Consider the following 19,693-nt stretch of genomic DNA (forward strand, 5'->3'; position numbering starts at 1 on the left):
CTCAGACCTCCCACATCGGCACGCGCAGGCCGCGCTCGCGGGCGACCTCCTCGGCGCGCTCGTAGCCCGCGTCGACGTGGCGCATGACGCCGGTGCCCGGGTCGTTCACGAGCACGCGGGCGATCTTCTCGGCGGCGAGGTCCGTGCCGTCGGCGACGATGACCTGCCCGGCGTGGATGGACCGGCCGATGCCGACACCGCCGCCGTGGTGGATCGACACCCAGGTCGCACCCGACGCCGTGTTGAGCAGGGCGTTCAGGAGCGGCCAGTCCGCGATCGCGTCGGAGCCGTCGGCCATCGCCTCGGTCTCGCGGTACGGGGACGCGACGGAGCCGGAGTCGAGGTGGTCGCGGCCGATGGCGATCGGGGCGCTGAGCTCGCCCGAGGCGACCATCTCGTTGAACTTCAGGCCCGCCAGGTGTCGCTCCTGGTACCCGAGCCAGCAGATGCGGGCGGGCAGGCCCTCGTACTGGATCTTCTCGCCCGCGGCGGTGATCCACCGACGGAGCTTCTCGTCCTCGGGGAACAGCTCGAGGATCGCCCGGTCGGTGGCGGCGATGTCGGCCGGGTCACCGGACAGTGCTGCCCAGCGGAACGGCCCCTTGCCCTCGGCGAAGAGCGGACGGATGTACGCCGGCACGAAACCCGGGAACGCGAACGCGCGGTCGTAGCCGCCGAGCTCGGCCTCGCGGCGGATCGAGTTGCCGTAGTCGAAGACCTCGGCGCCGGCGTCCTGGAAGCCGACCATCGCCTCGACCTGCTTCGCCATCGCCCGGCGGGAGTCGGCGGTGAACGTCTCCGGGTCGGACTCGGCTCGGGCCGCCCACTCGTCGACGCCGTAGCCCTCCGGCAGGTAGCTCAGCGGGTCGTGCGCGCTCGTCTGGTCCGTGACGACGTCGATCGGGACGCCGCGGCGCAGCAGCTCGGGGAAGACCGTGGCGGCGTTGCCGACGAGCCCGACGCTGAGCGCACGCCGCTCGGCCTTCGCGGCGGTGACCCGGGCGACCGCGTCGTCGAGGTCGTCCGCCAGCTCGTCGAGGTACCGGTGGTCCACGCGACGCTGGAGCCGGGCGCGGTCGACGTCGACGACGATCGCGGCGCCACCGTTGAGCGTGACGGCGAGGGGCTGCGCGCCGCCCATGCCGCCGCAGCCGCCGGTGAGCGTGATCGTCCCGGCGAGCGTGCCCCCGAACCGCTTCTCGGCGACGGCGGCGAAGGTCTCGTACGTGCCCTGCAGGATGCCCTGCGTGCCGATGTAGATCCACGAGCCGGCGGTCATCTGGCCGTACATCGTCAGGCCCTCGGCCTCGAGCTTGCGGAACTCCGGCCAGGTCGCCCAGTCCCCGACGAGGTTCGAGTTCGCGATGAGCACGCGGGGCGCCCACTCGTGCGTGCGGAACACCCCGACGGGCTTGCCGGACTGCACGAGGAGGGTCTCGTCGGACTCGAGGTCGCGGAGCGCGTGCACGATCGCGTCGAACGCCTGCCAGTTCCGCGCCGCCTTGCCGGTGCCGCCGTAGACGACGAGGTCCTCGGGGCGCTCGGCGACCTCGGGGTCGAGGTTGTTCATGAGCATCCGCAGCGGTGCCTCGGTCTGCCAGCTCTTGGCGGAGAGGGTCGTCCCGCGAGCGGCGCGGACCGTCCGCGGGCCCGATCCGGCCGGGGTGGTCACGGCGTGGTCTGCTGCAGTCTCGGTCACGGTGGCTCCTTCGTCGCTGGTCTCGCCGCCCGGCCGGGCGCCGGTCCGTCGGTATCCGCCGGGCCCTGCCCGTCGGCGTTCCTCCATCTGACATGAGACGCCCGGGTGCGCGGACCCCACGACGCCAGATAGTGTCCGGGATACCGGACAGGAAACGACGCCGACATCGGAGCACCATGCCCAGCCCTTCGCCGAAGGTCCCCGCACTCGACGCCGGCCTGCGGGTGCTCGGACTCCTCGCCACACAGCGCGGACCGCTCGCCGCCAGCACGATCGCCACCCGACTCGACCTGCCGCGGTCCACGGTCTACCAACTGCTGACGTCGCTCACCGAGCACGGGTTCGTCCTGCACCTCGTCGAGGCGCGCAAGTACGGACTCGGGATCGCGGCGTTCGAGCTGGGCTCCGGCTTCACCCGGCAGCAGCCGCTCACCCTGCTCGGCGCCCCGCTGCTCGCCACCCTCGTCGACCGCACCGGCGAGAGCGCCCACCTCGGCGTGCTGCACGGCGCCGAGGTGGTCTACGTCGTCGAGGAACGCGCCCGGCACCGCGGAGCCCTCGTCACCGACGTCGGGGTCCGACTGCCCGCGCACCTCACCGCCACCGGGAAGTCGATGCTCGCCGCGACCCCGACCGCGCAGCTCCGAGCCCTGTACCCGCCCGGCACCGCGTTCGTCCGACGGACCGAGACCGGCCCCGGCGACCTGCGGACGCTCCGGCACGAGCTCGAGGGGATCCGGGCCGCCGGGTACGCGACGGAGGACGGAGCCGTGACCCCGGGGCTGTCGTCGGTCGCGGTCGCGGTGCTCGACACCACGGGGTGGCCGGTCGCGAGCATCGGGTCGACGTACGCGTCGACCGCGGACGGCGGCGTGCCGCCGTCGCTCCTCGCGGAGGTCCGTCGCACCGCGGACGTGCTCGCCCGCCGGCTCGGCACGTCGGCGCCGGCACCCGTCGACTGAGCAGGAAACGTCGGGTTGCCGGTCGTGACCCGACGACTTCTACTCACTCGACGCGGTCTCCCGTGACCACACGGCGGACTGGAGGCGCGGTGCGGGCCCGCCCCGCGCCTCCAGGCCAGCAGATTTCACGAGAACGAAACACGGCATTGCTACTCAATGAAAACCAGATTCCGTAGGGTGGCAGCCATGACCGAGCAATCCACGGGCGGACAGGGCATGCGGACGATCGACCGCGCCCTCGTCCTGCTCGGCCTGGTGTGCGACGCGGACGGCATCTCGCTGACCGAGGCCGCACGGCGGGCCGACCTGTCGGCGAGCACCGCGCTCCGCCTCCTCCGAGCACTCGAACACCGCGAATTCGTCCGCCGTGACGACGACGGTGCGTTCACCGCCGGCCCGCACCTGGTGCAGCTGGGCGCCGCAGCCCTGTCGAACACGGCGCTCGTCGCCCAGACCCGCGACGCCATGCGCCGGGTCGCGCAGGGCACGACCGAGTCCTGCTACCTCAGCGTGTTCGGCGTCGGCGACACCGCGATGCACCTCGCCATCGCCGAGGGGACCCAGTCCATCCGGCACGTGGGCTGGGTCGGCCGCACGATCCCGCTCACCGACACCGCCGTCGGTCGGGTCCTGCTCGACGACGTCGGCGAGGACGGGTACGTCGTCGTGGCCGAGGGCGCCGAGCGCGACGTGACCGCGGTGTCCGCGCCGGTGCGCGCCGGCCACCGGGTCGTCGCCGCGATGTCCTGCCTGGTCCCGAGCTACCGGCTCACCGACCCGGCCGACGTCGCCCGGATCGGCGAGCACCTGGTCCGGGAGTCCCGCGCGGTGTACCCGGCGGTGCCTGCATGAGCGGCGGTGCCGTGGTCGACGACGTCCTGCTCGACGAGGAACCGCTCACCGTCGACCAGGTCGTCGCCGTCGCCCGGCACGGCGCCGTCGTCCGGTTCTCCGACGCCTACGCCCGACGCGTCGACGCCGCCGCCGACCTCGTCACGCGCTTCCTGGACGACCGCACCGTCGTGTACGGCGTGACCACCGGCTTCGGCGACAACTACACCGAGACCATCGCGCCCGAGGACGCCCTGCGGCTGCAGGAGAACATCATCGTCTCCCACGCGGTGTCGGTCGGCGCGCCGATCCCGGAGGAGCAGGTCCGGGCGATCCTCGTCGTGATGCTCGCGCACCTCGGTGCCGGTCGGTCCGGCACCCGTCTGGAGACGCTCGAACTCATCCGCGCGCTGCTCGAGGCGCACGTGACGCCGGTCGTCCCCGGCGGCGGCTCACTCGGCTACCTGGCGCTCGAGGCGCACATCGCCCTCGTGCTCACCGGCCGCGGACGAGCGACCGTCGACGGTGTCGTGGTGAGCGGCGCCGAGGCACTGCGCAGCCGCGGGCTGACTCCCGTTCGACTCCGGGCGAAGGAGGGCCTGACGCTCCTCAACGGCATCATGAGCATCACCGCGGTCGCCGCCCTCGTCACGCACGACGTCCGGCGAGCGGCCCGCCAGGCCGACGTCATCGGGGCGCTGGCGTTCGAGTCGCTCCGCGGGACGACGCGTGCCCTCGACCCGCGGGTGCACGCGCTCCGCCGGTACCCGGAGCAGGCCGCGTCCGCGCGGAACCTCGTCCGACTGCTCGACGGGAGCGCGATCGCCGAGCTGCACCGCGACCACCGCGTGCAGGACCCCTACCTGCTCCGCGCGCTCCCCCAGCTGCACGGGTCCGTCCGGCGGTCGTTCGACGACGCCGCCCGGATCGTCGACGAGTCCCTCGGGTCCGTCGGGGACAACCCCCTGCTGTTCCCGGAGGACGGCGACGCGGTCATGGCCGGCAACTTCGACGGCACCTCGGTCGGACTCGCCATGGACGCCGTGAAGGCCGCCGCCGCCGTGCTCGCCCACCACAGCGAACGCCGGACGGACCGGATGGTGAACAGCACCGTCAGCGAGTTGCCACCGTTCCTCGCGCCCACGCCCGGGCTGCACAACGGCCTGATGATCCCGCAGTACACGGCCGCCGCGCTCGTGCTCGAGATGCGCGGCGAGGTCTCTCCCGCCTCGGTCGAGTCGATCCCCACGTCGGCCGGCCAGGAGGACCCGGTGAGCAACGCGCACCTCGCCGCCCAGCAGGCGTACCGTTGCGCGGACCGCCTGCAGTACGTGCTGGCGATCGAACTGCTCGCTGCGGCGCAGGCGGCGGACCTGCTCGCGGACGAGGTCGGCGTGTCCGGCTCGCCCGCGCTCTGCGCCGTGCGGGAGGCCGTCCGCCGACTCGTCCCCACCGCCCCCGTCGACCGCGAGTTCGGCCGGGACATCGAGGCCCTCCGCACCTTCCTGGCGTCCGACGACCTCGTCGCCGCCGCGGAGTCCGTCACCGGCCCGCTCGAATGACCACCCCACACCATCGGAGCACCATGACAGCGTCGTCCCCCCGGACCGCGGCCCCGCCGGAGCGCCTGAGCCGGTTCCACCTGCGGATCACCGCGCTGACGTTCGGCGCGAACTTCTCGGACGGCTACGCCCTCGGGAGCATCGGCATCGCGCTGACGCTCATCCCGCAGGCCTTCCCGGTGAGCGACGTCTGGTCGGGACTCATCGCGAGCTCGGTCCTCATCGGCATCTTCGTCGGCAGCATCACCTGCGGCTGGCTCGGCGACAAGTTCGGTCGTCGACTCGTCTACATGCTCGACTTCGTGCTCATCGTGGTCGCCTCGGCCGCGCAGTTCTTCGTGCACGACCCCGGGACGCTGTTCGTCCTGCGCCTGCTGATCGGTTTCGGCGTCGGAGCGGACTACGCGCTCGGGCCGACCCTGGTGGCGGAGTTCGTGCCGGCGCGGTTCCGCGGCGGACTGCTCGCCACGCTGACGGTGGCGTGGACCGTGGGCTACACCGCTGCGTACTTCATCGGCACCTGGGTGAGCACGCTCGGCACGGGCGACGGCTGGCGCTGGCTACTGGCGAGCGGTGCGATCCCCGCTGCAGCCGTGCTGGTGCTGCGACTCGGCACCCCGGAGTCCCCGCGATGGCTCATCACCAAGGGGCGCCTCGCCGAGGCCCGGGCGATCGTCGCGAAGTTCCTGCCGGAGGGACTCGACGTCGACGCGGTCGCCGCCGCCCACGAACGGCGGACACCCGGTCGCTACCGGGACCTGTTCCGCGGCAAGAACCTCCGGAACACGGTCTTCGGGTCCGTCTTCTACAACGCGCAGGTCATCCCGTACTTCGCCGTCTACAGCTTCCTGCCGGTCATCCTGCTGAGCCTCGGCATGGACGCCGACGGCTTCGCGGCCGGGGCGCTCCTCAACGTCTTCCTGCTGCTCGGCGGGCTCGTCGGTCTGTGGCTCGTCGCGAAGTCCGGACGTCGACCGCTCATCATCTGGACGTTCGGGATCATGGCCGTGGCCCTGGCGATCGTCTCGTTCGGCGAGCACGCCCCGCTCTGGCTCGTGCTGCCGGCGTTCCTCGTGTTCACGTTCGTGATGTCCGCCAGCTCGAACCTCGACCAGGTGTACCCGCCGGAGCTCTTCCCGACGAACGTCCGGGCCGCGGGCGTCGGGCTCGTCAACGGCGTGAGTCGCATCGGCTCGGCGATCGGCACGTTCCTGCTGCCGCTCACCCTCGGCGCCTGGGGCATCACGCCGACGCTCCTCGTGCTCGCCGGGATCCTGGCGATCGGGATGGTCGTGTCGATCCTGATGGCGCCGGAGACCGCGCACCTGAGCATGGACGACGACGAGCTGTGACGGGCACCGTCCGGTTCGCCGACGCGCCCCGCAGCCGGTGGGCGAACGGGCTCGGTGAGACCGTCGAGCTCTGGCGCACGCCGGCCGCAGGACCGTTCGACGCCCGGCTCAGCATCGCGACGATCGGCTCGGACGCTCCGTTCTCGTCGCTCCCGGGCGTGGACCGCGTGCTGCTGTCGTTGTCGCCGCACCCGCTGACGCTCGACGTGGACGGCGGCCGGACGGTGCTCGTGCAGTTTGACACGGTGGCGTTCGCCGGCGAGGCCGCCGTCCGCGCGGTCGGCGTGACGACTCCGGGGTACGACCTGAACCTCATGGTGCGTCGGGGCTCCGGTACGCCGTCGCTGACGGTGGTGTCCCTCGACGGCGACCTCGAGGTGCACGGGGTCGCGGTCGCCCTCGACGGCACGGTCACCGGTCCCGACGGCCCACTGGCCCCGTTCGACGCGGTCGTCGGGCCGGTGTCCCTCACCGGCCGCGGCCGCATCGCGATCGCTGCCATCCCCGCCGGGACAGCGATCGAGTGAGCAGCAATCGTCGGGTCGCGGACCGTGACCCGACGATTGCTGCTCACTGGATGCGGTCTTCCGTCACCACGCGACGGACTGGAGGCGCGGTGCGGGCCCGCCACGCGCCTCCAGTCCGGGGTGTGGTCGCGTCAGACCGCCGACGCGAGCCGCTGCCAGGTGCTCACGACCGTGTCGGGGTTGAGCGACATCGACGTGACCCCGCGGGCACGGAGGTGCTCCGCGAGGTCCGGGTGGTCGCTCGGGCCCTGCCCGCAGATGCCGACGGACGCGCCGCGGGCGCGGCAGGCGTCGATCGCCATGTCGATGAGCCGGAGCACGGCCGGGTTCCGTTCGTCGAACGACTCGGCGACGAGGGCGGAGTCGCGGTCCACGCCGAGGGTGAGCTGCGTGAGGTCGTTCGACCCGATGGAGAAGCCGTCGACGTGGTCGAGGAACCGGTCGGCGTCGAGGGCGTTCGCGGGGATCTCGCACATCATGACGACCCGCAGACCGTGGCGGCCGCGCTCGAGACCGTGCTCCGCCATCAGGGCCACGACGGCCTGGGCTTCGTCGACGGTGCGGACGAAGGGGATCATGACGCGCACGTTCGTGAAGCCCATGACCTCCCGGACGGTGCGGATCGCCTCGCACTCGAGGGCGAACGCCTGCGCGAACTCCTCGGACAGGTAGCGCGAGGCGCCGCGGAACCCGATCATCGGGTTCTCCTCGACGGGCTCGTACCGGGCACCGCCGAGCAGGCCCGCGTACTCGTTCGACTTGAAGTCGGACAGCCGGACCACGACGGGCTTCGGGTCGAACGCCGCTGCGAGGGTCGCGACGCCCTCGGCCAGGCGCTTGACGAAGAAGTCCCGGGGCGAGCCGTACGCGGCGATCCGGTCCTCGATCTGCTCGCGGACGTCGGTCGGCTGGTCGGCAAGTCGGAGCAGGGCGTTCGGGTGCACGCCGATCTGCCGGCCGACCACGAACTCCATGCGGGCGAGGCCGACGCCGGCGTTCGGGAGCGCGGCGAACGAGAACGCCTGCGCCGGGTTCCCGACGTTCAGCATCAGGTCGACGTCGAGCTCCGGCAGGTCGTGGACCTCGATGCGCTCGGTCTCGACGTCGAGGACCCCGTCGTGGACGACGCCGGTCTCCCCCTCGGCGCAGCTCACCGTCACGAGGTCGCCGTCGTGCAGGGTGCTCGTGGCGGTCCCGGTGCCGACGACCGCGGGGATGCCGAGTTCTCGGGCGATGATCGCCGCGTGGCAGGTCCGGCCGCCGCGGTTCGTCACGATCGCCGATGCCCGCTGCATGATCGGCTCCCAGTCCGGGTCGGTCATGTCCGCCACGAGGACGTCGCCACGGCGGAAGTCGTGCATCTCGTCGACGCTCGCCAGGACCCGGACCGTCCCGGATCCGATGCGCTGGCCGATCGCGCGTCCCTCGAGCCGCGGCGGCGTGCTGGGCTGCACGACCAGGCGGTGCCGTTCGATCACGGACGCGGAGGCACGCGACGCGACCGTCTCCGGGCGGGCCTGCAGGACGTACAGGCGACCGTCGAGGCCGTCCTTGCCCCACTCGACGTCCATCGGGCGTCCGTAGTGCTCCTCGATGACGACGGCGATGCGGGCGAGCTCGGTGACCTCGTCGTCGCGCAACGAGAAGTGCCGGCGCTCGGCGGCGCTCGTCTCCACGAAGGCGGTCGTGCGGCCGACGGTGGGGTCGTCGGTGAACACCATCCGCTGGGCCTTCGAGCCGAGCACCCGGCCGAGGATCGCGGGACGACCCGCGGCCAGCGCGGGCTTCGACACGGTGAACTCGTCCGGGTTCACGGCGCCCGACACGACGCCCTCGCCGAGGCCGTGGGCACTCGTGACGAAGACCGCGCGGTCGAAGCCGGACTCCGTGTCGAGCGTGAACAGCACCCCCGCGGACGCCAGGTCCGACCGGACCATCCGCTGCACGCCGACCGAGATCGCGACCTCGTCGTGCACGAACCCGTGGTGCACCCGGTAGGCGATCGCTCGGTCGGTGTACATCGAGGCGAACACCCGGCGGACGGCGTCGAGCACGTGCTCGATCCCCCGGATGTTCAGGTACGTGTCCTGCTGCCCGGCGAAGGACGCGTCGGGCAGGTCCTCCGCGGTCGCCGAGGACCGGACGGCGAACGAGGCTTCGTCGGGTGCCTCGGCGGTGAGTCGTGCGAAGCCCTCCCGGACGGCCTGCTCGAGTCCGCGCTCGAGGGGTGTCGACAGCACACGGCGACGGATCTCCGCCCCCGCGGCGGCGAGGGCGGCCGTGTCCTCGACGTCGAGCGCGACGAGCGTGGCGCTGATCCAGGACGTCAGACCGGTGTGCTCCATGTGGCGGCGGAACGCGGTCGCGGTCGTGGCGAAGCCGTCCGGCACGCGGACGCCGAGGCCGGACAGGGAGCGGAGCATCTCGCCGAGCGAGGCGTTCTTGCCGCCGACGGACGCGAGGTCCTCCAGGCCGACGGCGTCGAGGGGCAGGACGTCCGGCACCAGGGCCGTCCGTTCGTCGATGATCGTCATCAGTTCGCCTTTCGTCATTGAACCGCCGGGATCGTGTCCCGGCTGGGCGTGTCACCCACCGTGCGGGATCGGCGAACGCTTCGACCCGACGAACATCCTCGAAATCCGCCGGATTTTCGGATACGGTCCGTTCCATGCAGGTCGACGACGACAACGCACGCATCCTCGGGGCGCGCATCCGGCACTTCCGGACCCGCGCCGGCTGGACCCTCACCGCGCTCGCGGCCGAGCTCCGGACCACCGCGAGCACCCTGTCCCTGATCGAGAACGGCAAGCGGCCGGTCCGCGCAGCGGAGCTGCCGGGCCTGGCGTCGGCGCTCCGCGTTGAGGTCCTCGACCTGCTGCAGGCGGAGGCTCCCGACCCGCGGTCCGCGCTCGAACTGGAGCTGCAACGGTTGCAGGGTGGGCCGCAGTACGCGGCGCTGGGCGTGCCTCCCGTCCGGGTCTCGAAGTCCCTGCCGCAGGACGCGCTGGCAGCCCTGGTCCGCACCCTGCAGGAACTCGACCGGAAGGCCCGCGAGGCGTCCGCGACGCCGGAGGAGGCGCGACGGGCGAACACCGAGCTCCGCGACCGGATGCGCGCGCGGAACAACGCGATCCCGGAGATCGACGCCCTGGCCGAGGAGGTCGTCGGCGCCGTCGGCCACGAGGTCGGGGCGCTCACACACCGCGAGGTCAGCCGGATGGCGGAGCACCTCGGGTTCACCCTGCTCTACGTCGACGACCTGCCGCACTCCACACGGAGCATCACCGACCTGGCGAACGGGCGGATCTACCTGCCGCCCGCCTCGATCCCGGGCGGACACGGCCTGCGGTCGATGGCGCTGCAGGCGATGGCGCACCGGCTGCTCGGGCACCAGCCGCCCTCGTCGTACGCCGAGTTCCTGCAACAGCGGCTCGAGATCAACTACTTCGCCGCGGCGTGCCTCATGCCCCGGAAGCAGGCGGTCGGATTCCTCACCGAGGCGAAGGCGTCGCGGGACCTCGCCGTCGAGGACTTCCGCGACGCGTTCGGCGTCACCCACGAGTCAGCGGCGTTGCGGATGACGAACCTGCTCACCGAGCACCTCGGCGTCCGGGTGCACTTCCTGCGGGTCGGCGAGGACGGTGCGATCTACAAGGCGTACGAGAACGACGACCTGCCGCTGCCTGCCGACGTCACCGGTGCGGTCGAGGGACAGGTGGTCTGCCGGAAGTGGGTCGCGCGGTGGGCCGGGGACCGCAGCGCCCGGACGTCCGAGGCGCACCAGTACACCGACACCACCGCCGGGACGTACTGGTCCTCCACCCAGACCGGCTCCGGGCCCGATGGAGCCTTCAGCATCACGTTCGGTGTGCGGTTCGACGACGCGAAGTGGTTCCGCGGCCGCGAGACCACCGAGCGCCAGGTGTCGACGTGCCCGGACGAGTCGTGCTGCCGCCGACCGCCGGCGCCGCTGGCGTCCCGGTGGTCGGACGCGGCGTGGCCGAGCGCGCGGATGCACACCCGCGTGCTGGCGTCGCTGCCGTCGGGGCGGTTCCCCGGGGTGGACGACACCGAGGTGTTCGAGTTCCTCGAGCGGCACACGGGGGATGCTGCGTGACGCATTCGGGTTTTCCCGAATCTCGGTCTTTTTCGAGGTTCGTTTCTTCGTCGGTGCCGGTCCGCTGGACGGAGGGTGGTGGCACACCAGCACGGATCTCGACGAGGAGGCCACCATGCCCCGCACCGCTCACCACCGCCACACGTTCCCACCAGCGCGGGTCCTGCCCCTGCCCGAAGTGCCGGACGGCGCACGGAACCACGACCTCGCCCACGCCGGGACGGCGCAGTGGGTGGCGCGGACGGCACTGCTGACCCGGGCCGACGAGGTCGTCTGGGTTGACGGGTCGGACGAGCAGTGGCGGGAGCTCGTGACGCGGTTCACGATGGACGCCGACGTGGTGCGGCTCGACCCGGGGGCGCGGCCGGGGAGCCTGCTCGTGCGGTCGCCGGAACGCGTCGGGCGCACTGCTGTCACGGACCGGACTGCAGCCGGCGTCGTCGAGCGCGTCGCTGAGTCGATGCGCGGTCGGACGATGTACGTCGTGCCCTTCCTGCTCGGTGATCCGGACGCACCCGACGTCCTCGGCGTGCACGTCACCGACTCCCCCGCGAGCGTGGCCGTGCTCCGAGCCCTCACCACCGTCGGGGTCGACGCACTCGATGCGATTGGCCCGGAGGCCGACGTCGTGCGCACGGTGCACACGAGCCTCCGCAGTCCGCGTGACACCCGTCCGACCGGTCGCACGGTGCTGCTGGACGAGCGCGCGGGAGTACGCACCGTGTGGCTCGTCGGCGGTGACGACGGTTCCGGTGTCTTCGAGGCGCTCCGGGCGCACACGGACGACCGCGCCGTCGAGGTCACGCTCCTGCGCGTGCACGGGGACCACGGCACGACCACTGTCGCCGTCACCGGTCGCACGGCGGTCCGTCTCGACCACACGACCCCCGGCGGCCAGCACGTCGAGCTCCTCGCCGCCGGCCCGGTGCTCGTCCGCCCCGGACCCGACGCCGTCGTCGCCCGAGCGCTGACCGACGGCGCGGTCGTCCCCGTGACCGGCCTCTCACCGAGGTCGGTCCTGGCGGCCGACGTCGAGCGGGACGCGGTGTTCGTCGACACCGCACTCGACGAGGACGGCGACGTGTGGTGGCCCGGCAGCGACGACGACCGGGCGCTGCACCTGATCGACCGGCACGGCCACTACCTACCCCGCGGGGGCGACCCCGCCGCTGCCGGGGCCCCGGACGCGACCGTCGCCGTCCGACTGCACGGCACGACTGCTCGTGCTGCCGTCCGCTCGCGCGGCATCACCGTCGACGCGTTCGTCGTCACCGACCCGGCCGGTGCCGCAGACGTCGACGCGCTCGCGGCGCTCGTCGGGACCGCGATGCCCATCAGCACGACCGCGTGGGGTGGCCCGGCGGAGATCGCCACGGCGCTCGACGGCCTGCCCGGCACGACCGGGACCGCGGTCGCGGCCCCGGCCGCGGCAGTGGCGCCCGCGCGACGGGAGGTCGCCGCGTGAGCGTCTTCGCCGACTGGATCGAGGAGGAGTCCCTCGCCGAGGCCTCGATCCCGATCGTGGGCAGCCTGTACCGCCGGCAGAACGTCGTCACCACGATCCACGGCCGACGACTCGTGGGGTTGTCGGCGAACCAGGTGCTCAAGGCGCACCGGTTCGCCCGACACCTCGACGGCACCGAACTGCACCCGTCCGAGACGTTCCCGGTCCTGCGTGCCCTGGCCACGCTCGACCTGGGGCCGGCGGTCGTCGACGTCGCGGCGCTGCTCCGCCGCCACCGCGAGCTGTTGGCAGGGGACTCCGCTCCCAGCGACCTCGGCACGTTCCTCCGCACCGAGCTCGCCGACGTCGTCGGCCACGGGTCGGAGGCGCTCGCACCGACCGATGTCGTCCTCTACGGCTTCGGTCACATCGGACGGCTCGTCACCCGGATCCTGCTCGCCCGCGCCGGCGGGGCGAGCGGTCTGCGACTCCGCGCCGTCGTCCTCCGCCCCGGCGGCCCGGGCGACCTGGCGAAGCGCGCGAGCCTGCTCCGACGCGACTCCATCCACGGCCCGTTCGACGGCACGATCACCGTCGACGAGACCGCGCAGACCATCACGGCGAACGGCACCGTCATCCAGGTGATCCGCGCGGAGGCGCCGGACCGCGTCGACTACCGGGCGCACGGGATCGAGGATGCCGTCGTCGTCGACTCGACCGGTAGCTGGCGGGACCGGGCGGGCCTCGAACGGCACCTCGCGGCACCGGGTGCCGGGCGGGTCCTGCTGACGACCGCGGCGAAGGGCGACGTCCCGAACATCGTGCACGGGGTGAACGACGCCGAGATCGCCGACGAGCGGATCCTCGCCGCGGCCAGTTGCACGACGAACGCGGTGACACCGATCCTCGCTGCCCTGCACGAGCGGTACGGGGTCCGGCACGGCCACGTCGAGACCGTGCACGCGTTCACGAACGACCAGAACCTCACCGACAACCACCACCGCGCCGACCGCCGGGGCCGTGCCGCGACGCTCAACATGGTGCTCACCGAGACCGGTGCGGCGAAGGCCGTCGGCGCGGCGTACCCGGAGCTCGCCGGACGCCTGACCGGCAACGCCATCCGCGTCCCGGTGTCGAACGGGTCGCTCGCCGTCCTGTCCCTGCAGCTCGACGGTGCGCCCGACCGCGACGAGCTGAACGCGTTCCTGCGCGACGTGTCCCTCGTGTCATCGCTCCGGCGACAGGTCGACTACGTCGAGTCACCGGAGTTCGCGTCCACCGACGTGCTCGGCTCCCGCAAGGCCGGGGTGGTCGACGGCCTGGCGACCATCGCGGACGGCGACGGTTCGGCGGTGGTCTACGTCTGGTACGACAACGAGCACGGGTACTCGCGGCAGGTGGTCCGCGTGCTCGAGTCCATGACCGGCGTCCGCCTGCCCGCGTTCCCCCGGGACCGGGTGGACGCCGATGGCCGGTCGATCGCGCCGCTCGCAGTGGCCGAGCGGTAGCTCCCGACCGGGCCGGGGTGCCGGCCGTCCGGCCGAGCAGAGCGGCCCGACCGGGCCGATCCGGGGCCGTGTCCGCGCAGGGGTGTGGGGACACGGCCCCGTTGCCGTGCGCTGTCAGCACCCACCGCGTTGACTGGGGTGTCGGTCGAACGAGGAGTGCGTGTGCTGGGACCTGAACTGGTGGTGGTGCTCGGCCTCGCCATCGCCCTGACGGCCGGCATCGCCGACCGCATCCGGGTGGCCCCGCCGGTGCTCCTGCTCGTGATCGGTGCCGGGCTCGCGTTCATCCCGGAGTTCGCGGACGTCGAGCTCCCCGCGGACGCCGTCCTGCTGCTGTTCCTTCCCGCGCTGCTCTACTGGGAGAGCCTCACCACCTCGCTCCGGGAGATCCGCAAGAACCTCCGCGGCATCGTCCTGATGGGCACCCTCCTCGTCGTGGTCACCGCTGGCGCGGTCGCGGTCCTGCTGCACCTGCTCGGCATGCCGTGGGGACCCGCCTGGGTCCTCGGCGCCGCCGTCGCCCCGACCGACGCCACCGCGGTCGGCGTCCTCACCAAGATGCTGCCGCGTCGGAACGTCACGGTGCTCCGCGCCGAGAGCCTGGTGAACGACGGCACCACCCTGGTGGTCTACGGGATCGCGGTCGCCGTCACCGTCGGCACGCAGGAGCTCACGTTCTGGGGCGTGTCCGGGATGCTCGCGCTGTCGTACCTCGGCGGTGTCGCCGCCGGACTCGCCGCCGCGTGGGTCGGCACCCTCGTCCTGCGCCGCGTCGACACCGTCGTCCTCGAGAACCTCGTGACGCTGCTCGTGCCGTTCGGTGCGTTCCTGGCCGCCGAGGCGATCGGCGCCTCTGGCGTGCTCGCCGTGGTGGCCGCCGGCATCGTCGTCAGCCAGGTCGGACCGAAGCTCGACCGTGCCGAGACCCGGCAGCAGGTCCGGGCGTTCTGGTCGTTCCTGACCTTCCTGCTCAACGGCGCCCTGTTCGTCCTGGTCGGCATCGAGGCGATGGTCGCCGCACGTGCCCTGGATCCCGCCGAACTCCTCCGTGCCGCCGGGGTGATCGCCGCGGTGGCGGTGCTCCTCGTCCTCGTGCGCTTCGCCTTCCTGAACGCCGCCGGCGGCACCGTCTGGCTCGTCACCCGTCGCACCGGCGGCGCACCCCGCGAGGGCCACCGCGACCGCCTCGTCAGCGGCTTCGCCGGGTTCCGCGGTGCGGTGTCGCTCGCCATGGCCGTCGCCGTCCCGCGCATGCTGGAGTCCGGCGATGCGTTCCCGGACCGCGACCTCATCGTCTTCGTCACCGCCGGGGTCGTCGTCGTCACCATCGTCGGCCAGGCGCTCGTGCTCCCCGCCGTCCTGCGCCGCGCTGCCCTTCCCGAGGACGAATCCGTCGGCGAGGAACGCCGCTACGCCGAGCGCACCGCGATCGAGGAGGCCCTCGACGCCCTCCCCCGGCTCGCCCGCTCGACGGGAGCCGACCGCGCCACCGTCGACCGCGTGCGCAAGGACTACGAGGCCCACCTCGATGTCATCCAGGCGCGCGAGGAGGACGACGACGACCACCCCGCCCTGCAGCGGCACGACACCGCGGTCGCCCTCGAGCTGGCGCTCGTGCAGCACAAGGCCGCGACGCTCCTGCGGCTCCGCGACGCGGACGAGATCGACGACCTGGTGCTCCGGCAGGTGCGTGCGGGCTACGACGCGGAGGAGGCGCGCCTGAGCGGCGCGGCTTCCGCCTGACGAGCGGCCTGGAGGCGCGACTCCAGCCCGCCCCGCGCGTTCAGTGTGCAGGAATGGTCGGGTTCGACGACCCCACTCGACCATTTCTGCTCAGTGGACGCACGGCACACGGGCGCTCACGCGTCAGTGCATGTGCCGGTGGTGGGCGTCCGGGTAGTGCTCGTGCGTGTGGGTGATCCGCTCGTGGTGGTGTTCGTGCCGGTGCCAGGTGCCGGCGGGGACGGGTTCGTCGTGGTCGTGCTGGTGGTGTTCGTCGTGGGTGTGCCAGTGGTCGTGCGTCATCGGCTCGTGGGTGTGCTCGTGCTCGTGCCGTTCGGTCAGGTGCAGCCACACGCCGATCGCCATCAGGACGCCGGCGACCAGGAACGGCCAGGTGACCCGGTCGCCGAACGCGAAGGCGAGGACCGCACCGAAGAACGGGGCGATCGAGTAGTACGCGCCGGCGCGGGCGGTGCCGACGTGCCGCATCGCCACGATGAACAGCGCGAGGCTGACCCCGTACGCGAAGAACCCGACGACGAGCGCTCCGAACACTGCGGGCCATGCCGGCAACGTCGCACCGAGTGCGAACGCGAGGACGAGGTTCACGGGCCCGGCGACGACGCCCTTGACCGCGGCGAGCCAGGTCGCGTCGGTCAACGCGACCTTCCGGGTCAGGTTGTTGTCCAGCCCCCAGCACAGGCACGCGCCGAGGATCGCCAACGCCGGCCAGGGCGAGCCGAGGTTCGCCCCGGACGGCACGCTCAACACCACCGCGCCGGCCACGATCGCGACCATCCCGAGGGCGATCCGACGGTCGGAGTTCTCCCGGAACACGAACCACGCGAGTGCCGCGGTGAGCACCCCTTCCGCGTTCAGGAGCAGCGATGCCCCGGACGCCGGCATGTTCGCCAGTCCGAGCATCAGCAACACTGGACCGGCGACACCGCCGGCGGCGATCGCCCCCGCGAGGGGCACGACATCGGCCCGGGCCAGCCGCACGCGGGGTGCCCGACGGCCGACACGCAGCAGCGTCAGGCCGAGACCAGACCCGCAGTACAGCAGCCCGGCGAGCATCCAGGGGCTCGCGTCCCCGAGCAGGAGCTTCGCGAAGGGGGTCCCGGCGCCGAAGAGCACGGCGGAGAGCAGTGCCGCCTGCACGCCGCGGTTCCGGAGCGCCGCCGTCACGAGCGGTGGTGCGACGCAGCGCCGACGACGTGCTCGGCCTGTTTCACCGCGTCGATCACGAGCTCCGAGGCGTGCTCGTCGGTGAGCCGGTAGAACACCGTCGTGCCGTCGCGCCGCGTGGACACCATCCGGGCGAGCCGCAGCTTCGCGAGGTGCTGCGAGACCGCCGCCGGGCTCTTGTCGACGACGTCCGCCAGGTGGTTCACGGACATCTCCTCGGCGCTCCGCAGCGCGAGGATGATCCGCACGCGCGTCGCGTCCGCGAGCATCGCGAAGACCTCGACGGCGAGTTCGACGTACTCCGACTCCGGATCAAGTCCGCATGGTTGCTTGTCTACGTGCACACGCAGATACTAACGCAAGGAACGGGCGGACGGGAGGCACGGTGCCCGCTGGCACCGTGCCTCCCGTCCGCCTCGTCCTACGATTCGTTCGCCGCGCCGTCGGACGCGAGCGCCTTGCGTCGCTGCGCGACCTGGACCGCGATCGCGACCGGCACGGCCGCGAGGGCGAGACCGCGCAGCCACGGGCGGTCGAACGCGTGCCGCGTCGCGTGGTCGAGCGAGACCGGACCCGGGCCGCCGAGTGCGAACATCGCCGCGGAGAACCCGAGGAACGCCGGGAACTCGAAGCCGCCGTCGGCGTTGAAGAACCCGTTCGGGGTGTGCACGCTGGTCGCCACGCCCATGGTCGTCGCGGCTCCGGCGCCCGCGATCGGGGTGGCCAGGCCGAGCGCCAGGGCCGCGCCGGAGCCGGCTTCCCCGACGCCCGCGAGCACGGCGTTCCGACGCGCGGGGCGGAACCCCATCGCGTCCATGCCCTTCGCGGTGCCCTCGATGCCGCCGCCGCCGAACGCGCCGAAGAGCTTCTGGGAGCCGTGCGACACGAGGACGGCTCCGAGTGCGATGCGGAGCAGGGTCTTGGCGGTGACGGATGCGGTGGTGGTGCGCGAGCTCATGCGGTCCTCCGAGGGTCGGTGTGCCGACGACGGTACGCCGCACCGTGCCGCATGCCCGCGACCGTCCGTCCACTGAGCAGAAATGGTCGAGTCGGATCACCCGACTCGACCATTTCTGCTCACTGAACGCGCAGCGAACGCGCTCCACCTACCGCTTCAGGTTCGTCAGCTCCTGCAGCACCTCGTCCGAGGTCGTGATGATGCGCGCGTTCGCCTGGAAGCCGCGCTGCGCCACGATCAGGTTCGTGAACTCCTGCGACAGGTCGACGTTCGACATCTCGAGCGTGCCCGACGCGAGCTGGCCGACACCGGGCGACCCCGGAGCACCGACCGACGCGTTGCCGGAGTTCGCGGTGGCACGGTAGCCCGAAGCGCCGGTCTTCTCCAGGCCGGCCGGGTTCGCGAACGTCGCGAGGGCGATGCGGCCGATGGCGAGCGACGCGCCGTTCGAGAAGCTGCCGACGACCGTGCCGTCCTTCGAGATCGAGTAGCCCTGCAGTGAGCCGGCCTCGTGGCCGTTCTGCGACGCGATCGACGCGGTGTTGAGCGACGCGAAGCCGGTGAGCTGGCGCATGTCGACGGTGATGCCCCCGACCGCGAGCGTCCCGCCGCTGGTGAGTGCGCCGTTCGCACCGAAGGCGATCGACGAGGTCGCCTGGGTGCCCTGACCGTCGGTCGCCGTGACGTCCCAACCGGTCGTGGTGCGCTTGTAGGCGATCGACATGGTGTGCTTCGCGCCGGACGCGTCGTACACGGTCGCGTCGCGGGTGATCACCGTGTCGACGGCGGTCTCGGACGGCAGGTTGCCGGTGACGCCGGCGGTCGTGGTGCGGACCGCGGGGGCGGCGGCGTCGAGCGGCAGGACGATGTCCGACAGTGCACCGTTCTCGTTGACGACGCCGTTCGTGGCCGGGTAGCCCTGGACGATCTTGCCGTCGGCGGTGACGAGGCGGCCGTCGGCGTCGAAGTCGAACGCACCGGCACGGGTGTAGACGGTGTCGTTGCCGAGGCGGGTGACGAAGAAGCCGTCGCCCGAGATCATCAGGTCGGTGGCCTTGCCGGTGGCCTGCGCGGAGCCCTGGGCGAAGTTCGTGGAGACGCCGGCGACCTGCACGCCGAGGCCGATCTGCGCCGGGTTCGTGCCACCGATGCCGGTCTGCGGTCCACCGGCACCCTGGGTCATCTGCGACAGGGTGTCCTGGAAGACCGTCGACGACGACTTGAAGCCGACCGTGTTGACGTTGGCGATGTTGTTGCCCGTGACGTCCAGCATCTGCTGGTGCGAACGGAGGCCGGAGATCCCGGAGTAGAGCGAGCGGAGCATGGTGCGTCCTTTCGGAGAACGAGGAAGGAGAAGAGGGGTCAGGAAGCCGGAGCGGTGGTCGTGATGCCGGAGATCACGTCGAGTGCGACCTCCTTGCCGTTCACGGTGACCGTGGGCACGCTGTTCGCGTACGACACGGCCGAGGCGGTCCCGGTGACGGACGTGCCCGTCGCGGCGTCGGTGTAGCTGACCTGCTTCCCGACGAGGTTGGCGGCGGCGATCCGCATCTGGAGCGAGAAGTTCTCGTTCGCCGTCGTGGTCTGGTTCGTGATCTGCTCCATCATCGCGAGCTGCGTCTGCTGGCTGATCATCTGGTTCGTGTCCATCGGCGAGGACGGGTCCTGGTTCTGCAGCTGCGTGACGAGCAGCTTCATGAACACCTCGGAGTCCATCGTCTGCGACTTCTTCGAGGAGGCGTTCGCGGCGAGGGCCGCAGCCTGCGCGGCCTGGTCCACGCTGCCGGTGATGCCGTCGATCGGCATGGTCGTTCCCTTCGGTT

16 protein-coding genes are annotated in these 19,693 nt (G+C 72.1%); 9 read left to right on the top strand and 7 right to left on the bottom strand.

Annotated elements, in window-relative coordinates:
- Window position 1: 1 nt before the first annotated feature.
- Entirely contained in the window at window positions 2–1,699 is a 1,698-nt protein-coding gene (hutU, locus tag FS532_RS02530) for a urocanate hydratase (protein WP_313957228.1), read from the bottom strand.
- A gap of 176 nt (window positions 1,700–1,875) precedes the next feature.
- On the opposite strand from hutU, the gene FS532_RS02535 reads away from it, so the two are divergent.
- The 5 genes from FS532_RS02535 to FS532_RS02555 all read left to right on the top strand — a co-directional run bounded on the left by FS532_RS02535 (window position 1,876) and on the right by FS532_RS02555 (window position 6,933).
- Window positions 1,876–2,661, top strand: a complete 786-nt coding sequence (locus FS532_RS02535) for an IclR family transcriptional regulator (protein WP_144750014.1) — start codon at window positions 1,876–1,878, stop codon at window positions 2,659–2,661.
- Window positions 2,662–2,847: 186 nt separating this feature from the next.
- Complete coding sequence (locus tag FS532_RS02540; RefSeq protein ID WP_144750015.1) at window positions 2,848–3,513, top strand: IclR family transcriptional regulator; 666 nt, start codon at window positions 2,848–2,850, stop codon at window positions 3,511–3,513.
- On the top strand, window positions 3,510–5,054 hold the full coding sequence (locus FS532_RS02545) for an HAL/PAL/TAL family ammonia-lyase (protein WP_144750017.1): 1,545 nt from the start codon (window positions 3,510–3,512) through the stop codon (window positions 5,052–5,054). Before FS532_RS02540 ends, FS532_RS02545 begins: the two co-directional genes overlap by 4 nt.
- Window positions 5,055–5,077: 23 nt before the next feature.
- On the top strand, window positions 5,078–6,406 hold the full coding sequence (locus tag FS532_RS02550; RefSeq protein WP_144750019.1) for an MFS transporter: 1,329 nt from the start codon (window positions 5,078–5,080) through the stop codon (window positions 6,404–6,406).
- Entirely contained in the window at window positions 6,403–6,933 is a 531-nt protein-coding gene (locus tag FS532_RS02555) for a HutD/Ves family protein (RefSeq protein ID WP_186321876.1), read from the top strand. Before FS532_RS02550 ends, FS532_RS02555 begins: the two co-directional genes overlap by 4 nt.
- A 131-nt stretch (window positions 6,934–7,064) precedes the next feature.
- Here the strand turns inward: FS532_RS02555 and ppsA are convergent, their stop codons facing one another.
- Window positions 7,065–9,467 carry a phosphoenolpyruvate synthase gene (gene ppsA, locus FS532_RS02560; protein ID WP_144750021.1) on the bottom strand — a complete coding sequence of 801 codons (2,403 nt, stop codon included), beginning with the start codon at window positions 9,465–9,467 and terminating at the stop codon, window positions 7,065–7,067.
- Between the two features lie 134 nt (window positions 9,468–9,601).
- Between ppsA and FS532_RS02565 the strand changes: the two genes are divergently transcribed.
- The 4 genes from FS532_RS02565 (at window position 9,602) to FS532_RS02580 (ending at window position 15,745) form a co-directional block, all read left to right on the top strand.
- The gene (locus FS532_RS02565; RefSeq protein ID WP_144750023.1) at window positions 9,602–11,050 is read left to right on the top strand and encodes a helix-turn-helix transcriptional regulator; all 1,449 of its coding nucleotides are present in this window, start codon (window positions 9,602–9,604) and stop codon (window positions 11,048–11,050) included.
- A gap of 115 nt (window positions 11,051–11,165) precedes the next feature.
- Entirely contained in the window at window positions 11,166–12,515 is a 1,350-nt protein-coding gene (locus tag FS532_RS02570; RefSeq protein WP_186321877.1) for a phosphoenolpyruvate carboxykinase domain-containing protein, read from the top strand.
- A complete protein-coding gene (locus FS532_RS02575) occupies window positions 12,512–14,002 on the top strand; it encodes a glyceraldehyde-3-phosphate dehydrogenase (protein ID WP_260852525.1) in 1,491 nt (496 codons plus the stop codon). The genes FS532_RS02570 and FS532_RS02575 overlap by 4 nt, the downstream gene beginning before the upstream one ends.
- 162 nt (window positions 14,003–14,164) lie before the next feature.
- Window positions 14,165–15,745: a Na+/H+ antiporter gene (locus FS532_RS02580; protein WP_144750027.1), complete on the top strand. Its 1,581-nt coding sequence runs from the start codon at window positions 14,165–14,167 to the stop codon at window positions 15,743–15,745.
- 123 nt (window positions 15,746–15,868) lie between these two features.
- On the opposite strand, the gene FS532_RS02585 is transcribed toward FS532_RS02580, so the two are convergent.
- The 5 genes from FS532_RS02585 to FS532_RS02605 all read right to left on the bottom strand — a co-directional run bounded on the left by FS532_RS02585 (window position 15,869) and on the right by FS532_RS02605 (window position 19,676).
- Complete coding sequence (locus FS532_RS02585; RefSeq protein ID WP_260852526.1) at window positions 15,869–16,912, bottom strand: DMT family transporter; 1,044 nt, start codon at window positions 16,910–16,912, stop codon at window positions 15,869–15,871.
- Entirely contained in the window at window positions 16,909–17,256 is a 348-nt protein-coding gene (locus tag FS532_RS02590; protein WP_260852527.1) for an ArsR/SmtB family transcription factor, read from the bottom strand. Before FS532_RS02590 ends, FS532_RS02585 begins: the two co-directional genes overlap by 4 nt.
- A 77-nt stretch (window positions 17,257–17,333) precedes the next feature.
- The gene (locus FS532_RS02595; RefSeq protein WP_144750029.1) at window positions 17,334–17,870 is read right to left on the bottom strand and encodes a DoxX family protein; all 537 of its coding nucleotides are present in this window, start codon (window positions 17,868–17,870) and stop codon (window positions 17,334–17,336) included.
- Between the two features lie 148 nt (window positions 17,871–18,018).
- Window positions 18,019–19,194: a flagellar hook protein FlgE gene (locus FS532_RS02600; RefSeq protein ID WP_144750030.1), complete on the bottom strand. Its 1,176-nt coding sequence runs from the start codon at window positions 19,192–19,194 to the stop codon at window positions 18,019–18,021.
- A gap of 38 nt (window positions 19,195–19,232) precedes the next feature.
- Window positions 19,233–19,676: a flagellar hook assembly protein FlgD gene (locus tag FS532_RS02605; protein WP_144750032.1), complete on the bottom strand. Its 444-nt coding sequence runs from the start codon at window positions 19,674–19,676 to the stop codon at window positions 19,233–19,235.
- Between the last annotated feature and the right edge of the window lie 17 nt (window positions 19,677–19,693).

It is taken from the genome of Curtobacterium pusillum, assembly GCF_007673235.1.
Classification (GTDB): Bacteria; Actinomycetota; Actinomycetes; order Actinomycetales; family Microbacteriaceae; genus Curtobacterium; species Curtobacterium pusillum_C.